The organism is Variovorax sp. GW531-E2 (assembly GCF_059423125.1).
Genome location: NZ_JBWKXQ010000105.1, coordinates 1 through 9,605, shown reverse-complemented (window position 1 = coordinate 9,605; position 9,605 = coordinate 1). Strand labels below are relative to the sequence as shown.

The window sequence follows — 9,605 nt, the reverse complement described above, 5'->3', positions numbered from 1 at the left end:
GAGTCGGGGGTGGTGGTGGACATTGCATGCATTGTCCCCCGAGTGCATGACACGGCGGCTTCGTGCCAACCCGCTGTTGCACCGTCGCCACCGCGTACGGACCGTGCGCCGGGCGCGTCCGATCGCGCAAAATCGGCCCATGCCCCATCTTGTCCTGCTGCCCGGCCTTGCCTGCGACGAACGCCTCTGGGAGGCCCAGTTGCCCGCACTTCCCGCCGCCTTCGGCGCCCGCGTGAGCGACGTCCAGACGCGCCACGACACCATCGAAGGCATGGCCAGCGCCGTGCTGCGCGAGCACGACGGCCCGCTGGTGCTGTGCGGCGCGTCGATGGGCGGCATGGTCGCGATGGAAGCGGCGCGCCAGGCGCCCGAGCGCATCGCCGGGTTGATGCTGCTGGGCACCAGCGCGCGGCCCGAGACGCCCGACATGTTTGCGCTGCGCGAAGGCGCCATCGAATGGTTCGAGCGCGGCGAGGTGCGCGAGATCATCGAGCCCAATGTCGCCTTCGCCTTCCATCCCGCGCAGGCCGCCAACCCGGCGCTGGTGCAGCGCTACCTGGACATCGTGCTCGGTGCCGGCGCGGCCCAGCTCATCCGCCAGAACCACGCCGTGATGCGCCGCCCCGACGCGCGCACGCACCTGGCCCTGCTGCGCGCGCCGGTGCTGCTGATGTGCGGCGACGACGACCGCCTCGCGCCACCCGAATGCACCCGCGAGATGGCGGCGCTGCTGCCGCGCGCCCAGGTGGTGTGGGTGCCGCAGTGCGGCCACATGCTGACGATGGAGAAGCCTGCGTTCGTCAACACGGCGCTCAACGCCTGGCTGGGCAAGCACTTCCCCCGCGCTTGAGAACCCCGGTCAGTGCAGCTGGCCGCCGGTTTCCGCGACGTCCTGCTTCACCGCAAGTGCTGTCTTCACGGTGATGCGCAACGCATCGACCAGCGTCTCCAGCGACATGCTCGGCGCGCCCGGAAAGCGCGCCGCCTGCGCGGGCAGGTAGGGAATGTGGATGAAGCCGCCGCGCGCGCCCTTCGCCGCCGCGTGCGTCGCGATGCGGTGCATCAGCCCGTAGAAGAGGTGGTTGCACACGAAGGTGCCCGCACTGTTCGACACCGAGGCCGGCACACCGCCCGCGCGCAGTTCGCGCACGATGGCCTTCACGGGCAGGCTCGAGAAGTAGGCCGCCGGCGCGCCGGGCACCACGGGCACGTCGATCGGCTGGCGGCCGAGGTTGTCGGGCACGCGGGCGTCGTCGACGTTGATCGCGATGCGCTCCGGCGTGAACTCGGCGCGGCCACCGGCCTGGCCGATGCAGATCACCAGCGTCGGCTGGAGTTCGTCCATCGCGCGATCGAGTGCGGTGAGCGCCTCGCCGAAGACGCAGGGCACGAGGCGCGCATGCACGGTGGCGCGACCGCACTTCCAACCGTCTAGTGAGCGCACCGCCTCCCACGACGGGTTGAGCAGCTCCTGCTCGAAGGGCTCGAAGCCCGTCAGCAGGACGTTGGGAGAAGCGCGCTTCGCCGGCATCCTGTTCAAGCCATCGCGCGAACGTCGATGCCTTCCTGCTGCAACCGCTCGCGGATGCGCCGCGCGAAGGTCAGCGCATGCGCGCCGTCGCCGTGCAGGCACACGCTCTGGGCGTTGACGGGCACGGTGCTGCCGTCGATGGCGACCACGCGGTGGTCGCGCACCAGCGACAGGGTTTGCGCCAACGACTGTTCTTCGCTCTCGATGAGCGCGCCGGGCTGGCTGCGCGGCACGAGGCTGCCGTCGGGCATGTAGCCGCGGTCGGCGAACACCTCTTCCACAGGCTGCAGGCCGGCGCGGCGGGCCGCATCGATCATGTTGCTGCCGGCCAGGCCGAAGAACTTGAGCGAGGGGTCGAAGCGGCGCACCGCCTCGCACAGCGCCTCGGCCAGCTCGGGCTCCTTCACCGCCTGGTTGTAGAGCTGGCCGTGGGGCTTCACGTGCGCGAGCCGGCCGCCCTCGGCTTTGACGATCGCGGCCAGCGCGCCGACCTGGTAGAGCACGTTCGCGACGATCTCCTCGGGCGGCAGGTGCATGGTGCTGCGGCCGAAGTTCTCGCGGTCGGGAAAGCTCGGGTGCGCGCCGATCGCCACGCCGTGCGCCATGGCCCAGCGCACGCACTGCTGCATGGTCCTGGCGTCACCCGCATGCCAGCCACAGGCGATGTTGGCGGAACTCACGAGGCCGAGCAGCGCTTCGTCGCTGCCGGCGCCTTCGCCGAGGTCGGCGTTGAGGTCGATCTGCATGGGATGTTCTCCGTCTCGTGGGGCAGGTGCGAAAACGACCTGCGCTCCCCAACAGTCTAGGCCGCGCCGGGCCAGCCCGCAGCGGCGAGCCCCTGCGCCACCTGCGCCAGGTAGCGCTGCTGCGCAGCCCAGGCCGCGAGCGCGTGCGACAGGTCGGTGCGCACCAGCCGCAGCCGGCCGCCGAGCGGCGCCTGCGCGAGCTTCCAGAGGTCGGCGCGGATCACCACGCCGATGCGCGGGTAGCCACCGGTGGTCTGCGCGTCGCCCATGAGGATGATCGGCTGGCCCGAAGGCGGCACCTGGATCGTGCCGGGGATCACGCCCGATGAGAGCATGTCGCCGCCCGCCTTGCGCTGCAGCTCGGCGCCGGCGAGCCGGCTGCCCATGCGGTTGCTCTGCGGCGTGATGCGCCAGCGCTCGCTCCACAGCAGCGCCTGTGCGTCGGACGTGAACAGGTCGAACTCGGGGCCGGGCAGCACGCGCAGCGCAAGCGCGCCGTCGGGCTCGGCCGTGCCCCAGTCGGGCGCGCGCAGGCCGAAGGGACGGCGCGCGTTCTGGTCTGCACCGAGGCGCGAAGCGCCCAGCGCGAGCCGGTCGCCCTTGCGCAGCGCGCGGCCCTCGTGGCCGCCGAAGCCGGCCTTGAGGTCGGTGCTGCGCGAGCCGAGCACGGGCGCCACGTCGATGCCGCCGGCCACCGCGAGCCAGCTGCGCAGGCCGGCCTTCGCCGTGCCGGGCGCGTTGGCGCCGGCTAGGCGCAAGGTCTGGCCGGCACGCACCGGCACGCTCCAGCAGGGCCACAGCGGCACGCCGTCGAGCGTGGCGCCGAAGTCGTCGCCGGTGAGCGCGATGCGGGTGTCGGTCTCGAATTGCAGCTCGCAGCCGCCCATGGTGAATTCGATGCCGGCCGCCGCGTCGGCGTTGCCGGCCAGCCGGTTCGCCAGCGTGAGCGCGAGCATGTCGAGCGCGCCGCCCGGACAGATGCCCAGCTGGCGCAGGCCGGGCCGCCCGAGGTCCTGCACCGAGGCATGCACGCCGGGTTTGCGCACGAGGATCATGTCTGCAGGCTTTCGACGACGAAGCGCACGCGGTCGCCCGGACGCAGCAAGGTGGGCGACTCGGCCGACGGGTCGAACAGCGCGAGCGGTGTGCGCCCGATGAGCTGCCAGCCGCCCGGCGACACCAGCGGATAGATGCCGGTCTGCTCGCCGCCGATGCCGACCGAGCGCGCGGGCACGGCGGTGCGCGGTTCGGCGCGGCGCGGTGTCGCGAGTTCGGGCGCCAGCCCGCCCATGAAGGCGAAGCCCGGCAGGAAGCCGAGCAGGTAGACCACGTAGTCGCCGCCGCTGTGGCGGCGCACCACCTCGGCCGCCGACAGCCCGGTGTGGGTCGCCACGTCGGCGAGGTCGGGACCGTGCTCGCCGCCGTAGGCCACGGGAATCTCGATGCGCCGCCCTTCGGCAACATGGGCCGCGAGCCCCGGCCAGGCCTCGAGCACGCGCGCTGCGAGTTCCTCGAACGCCACGGCGGTCGGGTCGAAAGTCAGCGTGAGGTTGTTCATGCCCGGCAAGGCCTCGCCGACGCCTGGCCAGGCCAGCACCTCGGCGGCCAGCGCCCAGATGCGCTGCTGCTGCGCCAGCGTGGCAGGCGCGGGCAGGTCGCACACCAGCGCCGCATCGCCCAGCGGATGCAGGCGGGGCAAGGGGGTGGCGCTCACCTCAGCGCGAAGCCTGGAGCGGGCTCATTCCCTGCCCAAGCTGCGAACTTTGGCGGTGAGCTGCTGCTCGACGTTCGGCGAGACGAACTTGTTGACCTCGCCGCCGAGCATGGCGATCTCGCGCACGAAGGTGCTGGAGATGAACTGGTACTTGTCGCTCGGGGTCAGGAACACGGTCTCGACGTCGGGCATCAGCGAGCGGTTCATGCCGGCGAGCTGGAACTCGTAGTCGAAGTCGGTCACGGCGCGCAGGCCGCGCACCATGGCCTTGCCGCCGCGCGCGACGACGAAGTCGCGCAGCAGGCCCGAGAAGCTCTCGACCGTCACCTGGTCGCTGTAGGGCTTCACCGCCTCGCGGGCCATGTCCATGCGCTCGGAGAGCGTGAACAGCGCCTTCTTGTGGTGGCCCGCCGCGACGGCGACGATCACCTTGGAGAAGAGTTGGGTTGCACGCCGCACCACGTCCTCGTGACCGAGGGTGATGGGGTCGAAAGTGCCGGGATAAACCGCGATCACGTTGCTGGCCATGGTTGCTTCTTCCTCATGCTGCCGGTGCGGCTTGTCCGGCGGATTATGCAGGCACGGACACAGCGCGGCGCAGCAGATGGGCATGCACGGCGCCGGCCTTCAGGTAGCGGAATTCGGCCAGGCCCAGCGCGGCGAGCTCCTCGGCGGCCCAGCGGCGCGGTGCCTCGAGGTAGATCGCGCCGTCGGCGTGCAGCGCGCGCGCGGCGGCGCGCAGGGCCGGCTCGTACAGCGCGAGGTTGTCGAAGGGCGGATCGAGAAACACCGCCTGCAGGCTGCCCGCCGCCGCGCGCTCGAGCGCGGTGACGCCGTTGCCGCGCTCCACGCGCACGGCCTCGGCCGAGAGCTTGGCCTTGGCGGCCTGCAGCTGGGCGACCAGCGCGGCGTCCTGCTCGCACAGCAGCACGTGGGCCGCGCCGCGCGAGGCGGCTTCGAGGCCGAGCGCGCCGGTGCCCGCGAAGGCGTCGATGCAGTGCCAGCCCGGCAAGGCACCGCCGCCCACGCCGGCCAGGCTCGCGAGCCAGTTGAACAGCGTTTCGCGCACGCGATCGGGCGTGGGGCGCAGGCCGGGCTTGTCGGCCACGGCCAGGCGGGTGCGTTTCCATTCGCCGCCGATGATGCGGACCTCGCTGGGCCGCGACGGGCGCTTGGCGGCAGGGGCGCGCGAGGCGGGCGCGGCGGCGTTCTTCTTCGGGGGCTTCTGGGGCATGCGGCGAGCTTAACGCCGCAGCTGGCCCCCTTCACTCAGTAGCCCATGAACGCGCGACGGGCCAGCAGCGCGGCCAGCACGAGCATCGTGCCGCCGATGAGCGCATCGAGCATCTGCCAGGCGCGCGGCCGTGCGAACACCGGCGCCAGCAGCCGCGCGCCGAAGCCCAGCGCGGTGAACCACAGCACGCTGGCCAGCGTCGACCCGACCACGAACCAGGCCTTGAGCAGGCCCGGGTACTGCGCCCCGGCCGTGCCCACGAGCAGCACGGTGTCCAGGTAGACGTGCGGGTTCAGCAGCGTGAAGCCGGCGGCCTGCGCGACCACCGCGGCGCGCGAGCGCGAGGCGCCCTGCGACACCGTCTGCAGCGCGCCCGGCTGGCGCGAGCGCCACAGCGCGCGCAGGCCGTAGCCGCAGAGAAAGGCCGCGCCGAAGCCCGCGAGCAGCGTCGCCAGCATCGGCCGCCCCTTCAGCGCCTGCGCCATCCCGGCCACGCCGGCGGCGACCAGCACCGCGTCGCAGACGGCGCAGAACAGCACCACCGCGCTCACGTGCTCGCGGCGCAAGCCCTGGCGCAGCACGTAGGCATTCTGGGCGCCGATGGCGACGATGAGCACCAGGCTCATGAAGAGCCCGTTGAGGAAAGCGGTGGAGGCGTGAACGGCGGTCATGGTCCGAGCTTGCCGTCCGCAGCCGATTCAATCAAACTAAACTTTCTAACGCCGATTCAGTTTTACTTCATTCACCACCATGCTCGACTACGCCGCCCTGCACGCCCTTGCCGCCGTGGTGCGCGAAGGCAGTTTCGAGCGCGCCGCCCGCGCGCTGCACGTCACGCCCTCGGCGGTGTCGCAGCGCGTGAAGCTGCTCGAGGAGCGCACCGGCGGTGCGCTGCTGGTGCGCGGCCAGCCCTGCGTGGCGACCGAGGCCGGCCTGCAGCTGTGCCGGCACGTCGAGCGCGTGGGCATGCTGGAGCACGAGCTGCGCGAGGCCCTGCCCGCGCTGGGCATGGGCAGCGGCGAGGCGCACGAGCGGGTCACGGTGCGGGTGGCGGTCAACGCCGACAGCCTGGCGACCTGGTTCATGGCGGGCGCCGCGGCCTTCGCCGCGCAGGCGCCCGACGCCCTGCTCGACCTCACGGCCGACGACCAGGACCACACGGCCGAACGGCTGCGCAGCGGCGCCGTGCTGGCGGCCGTGACCGCGCTGGCCCAGCCGGTCACGGGCTGCAACAGCGAGGCGCTGGGCACGGTGCACTACGTGGCCGCCGCGAGCCCCGGTTTCGTGGAACGCCATTTCGCCAAGGGCGTGGGCGCGCGCACGCTGGCCGCCGCGCCGAACCTGGTGTTCGACCGCAAGGACCGGCTGCAGGCGCGCTGGGTGCGCCGCATCTGCCACCGCAACGTGGAGACGCCGCGCCACTGGGTGCCCTCGCCCGCCGCCTTCGTCGAGGCGGCCTGCCGCGGCATCGGCTGGGGCATGCACCCGACCAGCATGGTGGCCGATGCGCTGCGCGACGGCACGCTGGTCGAACTGGTGCCCGGCGCGACGCTGCCGGTGCCGCTGTACTGGCAGCACGCCCGCGCGGCGCCGCGCCTGCTGGCGCAGCTCGGTGCCGCGGTGCGCGAGGCCGCGCGCAGCGGGCCGCACGCGCTGGCCTGAACTCTTCTTACTGCGCTGCGGCAGCCTGCTTGCCGCCCACCACCACCGTCACCATGCGCTGCGGCTGCAGCTTGCGGGCGAATGCGGCCTGGATGTCGGCGGCCGTGACGGCGTTCATGCGCGCGGTCCAGGTGTCGAGGTAGTCCAGCGGCAGGCCGTACCAGGCGATGTTGGCGACGTTGCCGATCAGCTTGCGGTTGCTGTCCAGGAGCAGCGGGAAACCGCCGATCAGGTTGTCCTTCGCGGCCTTGAGCTCCTTCTCGGTCGGGCCTTCGGCCACGAACTTCGCGAGCACGTCGCGCGAGACCTTCGTCGCCGCCTCGGCCTGGTCGGGCCGGGTCTGGAAGCCGATGCGGAAGGCGCCCGCGTCGAGCCCCGGCGCGAAGCCGCTGTACACGCTGTAGGCCAGGCCGCGCTTCTCGCGCACCTCTTCGGTCAGCCGCGAGACAAAGCCGCCGCCGCCAAGCACGTAGTTGCCGAGCGTGAGCGCGAAGTGGTCGGGGTCCTGGCGCGGGTAGCCGGGCTGGCCGATGAAGACATGGGCCTGCGCCGAGTCGAACGCAATGCGCTCGTCCTTCGGCGCCGTGAGCGCCGCCACCGGCGCGACGGCCGGCAGCGGTGCGCAGGCGGCGGGGCTGGGCAGGCGCGACAGCAGCGTGGTCGCCAGCGCCTCGGCCTCGGCGCGCGTGACCGCGCCCACGATGCTGAGCTTGGCGCGGCACGGCAGGATCAGCTGCTCGTAGCGCTGGCGCATGGCGGCGGTGTCGATGCGCGCCAGCGTGGCTTCGGTCACTTCCTGGCCGTAGGGATGCGCGCCGTACACGGCCTGCGCGAAGGCACGGCCGACGACGGTCGCGGGCTTGGTGTTGGCTTCCTTGATGGCGGCGTTGATGCGCTCGCGCTCGCGCGGCCAGATGTCGTCGGGGAACGAGGGCTCGCCGATCTCACGTGCGGCCAGGGCCACGGCCTTGGTCAGCAGCGCCGGGTCGGACAGCGTGCGCAGCGTGTAGCTGGTGCGGTCGGTGCCGGCGCTCACGTCGAAGCTGGCGCCCAGGTCGGCCCAGGCCTCGCCCAGCGCATTCTGGTCGAGCGCGGGCTCGCCGTTGCGGCCTGCGCGCACGCCCTTCTCGACCATCGCGGCGCTGGTGCTGGCCAGCCCGGCCTGCGCGGCCGGGTCGCGCCGGCTGCCGGCGTCGAAGTCGATCTGCACGTCGACGATCGGCAATGCGTTGGTCGACACCAGGTACACCTTGGCGCCGTTGGCCAGCGTCCAGTGCTGGATGGGCAGTGCGGCCTGCGCGCTGCCCATGCCGAACAGCGCGGTGATGCCCGCCAGGAGGGCGGTGCTTGCAAATTTCTTGAGGTTCTTCATGAGGGGAATCCGGTGCTTTCAGCGCATCTCGCCCACGGGGGCTGCGAAGCCGCGGCCGCGCTTGGGTTCGGGCGGCAGGGGCCGCAGCGTGGCGACCGTGAGCTGGTCGTCGCCGAAGTACTTGGCGGCCACGGCCTGCACCTGCGCCGCCGTCACGGCCTGCAGCCGGGCGACGATGCGCTCGCTGGCATCCAGCGGCAGGCCCTGGATCCAGTTGCTGCCGAGTTCGCGCGCCTGCGCCATCACCGAATCGCGCTTGTAGGTCTCGCTCGCCACCCACTGCGTCTTGACGCGGGCCAGCTCGGCCTCGCCGACGCCCTCTTTCGCCACGCGCGCCACCTGGGCGCGCAGCGCGGCCTCGACCGTCTCGGCGGTCTTGCCGGCGGCCGGCACGCCGTCGAGCATGAACAGCTGCGGACCGCGGCCGATGAAGCCCGCGTACGCGCCGGCCGAATCGGCCACGCGGCCGGGGCCCTGCGTGAGTGCGCGGTCGAGCCGCGCGCCGGCGTAGCCGTCGAGCACGGCCGAGAGCACCACCAGCGCCCAGGCGTCGCTGTTGGCGTCGTCGATGTTGGTGAGCTGCGGCACGCGGAAGGCGAGCGACACGTACGCCTGCTCGGCCGGGGCCTTGAATTCGAGGCGGCGGATGCCGCGCTGCGCGGGCTCGGTGCGCGGCTTGCGCTCCGGCACGGCGCGCGCGGGGATGCTGCCGTAGTACTTCTCTGCCAGCGCGCGCACGCGCGCCACGTCGACGTCGCCGGCCACCACGAGCACGGCGTTGGCCGGCACGTACCAGCGCTGGAAGAAGGCACGTGCGTCGGCGGGCGTCATCGATTCGAGGTCGCTCATCCAGCCCACCACCGGGCGGCGGTACGGCGACGCGGTGAAGACGGCCGCGCTCTGCTGCTCGCCGAGCAGGGCGCGCGGCTGGTCGTCGGTGCGCAGGCGGCGCTCTTCCTTGACCACTTCGATCTCGCGCTTGAACTCGTCGTCGGGCCACTGGTTGTTGGCGAAGCGGTCCGATTCGAGCTTCATCACCTGCTCGAGGCTGCCGACCGGGATCTGCTGGTAGTAGCCGGTGGCGTCGCGCATGGTGAAGGCGTTTTCCTGGCCGCCCAGCGCCGCCACGCGGCGCGAGAACTCGCCGGCCGGCACGCTCTTCGTGCCCTTGAACAGCATGTGCTCCAACACGTGCGCCACGCCCGTGGTGCCGTCGACCTCGTCCATGGAGCCGACCCGCACCCAGACCATCTGCACCGCGGTCGGCGAGCGCCGGTCGGTCTGCACGATCACGGTCATGCCGTTGGCGAGGGTGAATTGCTGGGGGCCCGGGGCCGCGGCGGCAG

The 9,605-nt window shown here is 72.3% G+C and carries 11 protein-coding genes; 2 read left to right on the top strand and 9 right to left on the bottom strand.

Annotation, left to right across the window (positions count from 1 at the left end):
* Window positions 1-139 precede the first annotated feature (139 nt).
* Window positions 140-850: an alpha/beta fold hydrolase gene (locus AC07XP_RS31650; RefSeq protein ID WP_172438372.1), complete on the top strand. Its 711-nt coding sequence runs from the start codon at window positions 140-142 to the stop codon at window positions 848-850.
* A gap of 9 nt (window positions 851-859) precedes the next feature.
* Here the strand turns inward: AC07XP_RS31650 and pcp are convergent, their stop codons facing one another.
* Genes pcp through AC07XP_RS31615 form a run of 7 tightly spaced genes read right to left on the bottom strand, consistent with a single transcriptional unit; the run spans window position 860 to window position 5,896 of the window.
* Entirely contained in the window at window positions 860-1,531 is a 672-nt protein-coding gene (gene pcp, locus AC07XP_RS31645) for a pyroglutamyl-peptidase I (protein WP_492745880.1), read from the bottom strand.
* 5 nt (window positions 1,532-1,536) lie between these two features.
* Window positions 1,537-2,277: a 5-oxoprolinase subunit PxpA gene (gene pxpA / locus AC07XP_RS31640; RefSeq protein WP_095949159.1), complete on the bottom strand. Its 741-nt coding sequence runs from the start codon at window positions 2,275-2,277 to the stop codon at window positions 1,537-1,539.
* Window positions 2,278-2,333: 56 nt separating this feature from the next.
* Complete coding sequence (locus tag AC07XP_RS31635) at window positions 2,334-3,332, bottom strand: 5-oxoprolinase subunit C family protein (protein ID WP_495266889.1); 999 nt, start codon at window positions 3,330-3,332, stop codon at window positions 2,334-2,336.
* A complete protein-coding gene (pxpB, locus tag AC07XP_RS31630; protein WP_495266890.1) occupies window positions 3,329-3,976 on the bottom strand; it encodes a 5-oxoprolinase subunit PxpB in 648 nt (215 codons plus the stop codon). The genes AC07XP_RS31635 and pxpB overlap by 4 nt, the downstream gene beginning before the upstream one ends.
* 39 nt (window positions 3,977-4,015) lie before the next feature.
* Entirely contained in the window at window positions 4,016-4,519 is a 504-nt protein-coding gene (gene coaD, locus AC07XP_RS31625; protein ID WP_062481439.1) for a pantetheine-phosphate adenylyltransferase, read from the bottom strand.
* Between the two features lie 43 nt (window positions 4,520-4,562).
* Window positions 4,563-5,225: an RsmD family RNA methyltransferase gene (locus tag AC07XP_RS31620; protein WP_307637517.1), complete on the bottom strand. Its 663-nt coding sequence runs from the start codon at window positions 5,223-5,225 to the stop codon at window positions 4,563-4,565.
* A gap of 35 nt (window positions 5,226-5,260) precedes the next feature.
* Window positions 5,261-5,896 carry a LysE/ArgO family amino acid transporter gene (locus AC07XP_RS31615; protein WP_095746682.1) on the bottom strand — a complete coding sequence of 212 codons (636 nt, stop codon included), beginning with the start codon at window positions 5,894-5,896 and terminating at the stop codon, window positions 5,261-5,263.
* 79 nt (window positions 5,897-5,975) lie between these two features.
* Between AC07XP_RS31615 and AC07XP_RS31610 the strand changes: the two genes are divergently transcribed.
* Window positions 5,976-6,887, top strand: coding sequence for a LysR family transcriptional regulator ArgP (locus AC07XP_RS31610; RefSeq protein ID WP_062481446.1), 912 nt, complete (start codon window positions 5,976-5,978; stop codon window positions 6,885-6,887).
* Window positions 6,888-6,894: 7 nt separating this feature from the next.
* Here AC07XP_RS31610 and AC07XP_RS31605 read toward each other — a convergent pair whose 3' ends face one another.
* Window positions 6,895-8,259: a M16 family metallopeptidase gene (locus AC07XP_RS31605; RefSeq protein ID WP_495266888.1), complete on the bottom strand. Its 1,365-nt coding sequence runs from the start codon at window positions 8,257-8,259 to the stop codon at window positions 6,895-6,897.
* A gap of 18 nt (window positions 8,260-8,277) precedes the next feature.
* Window positions 8,278-9,605: M16 family metallopeptidase (locus AC07XP_RS31600; RefSeq protein WP_495266887.1), on the bottom strand; the 1,328-nt coding region annotated here is incomplete at its 5' end.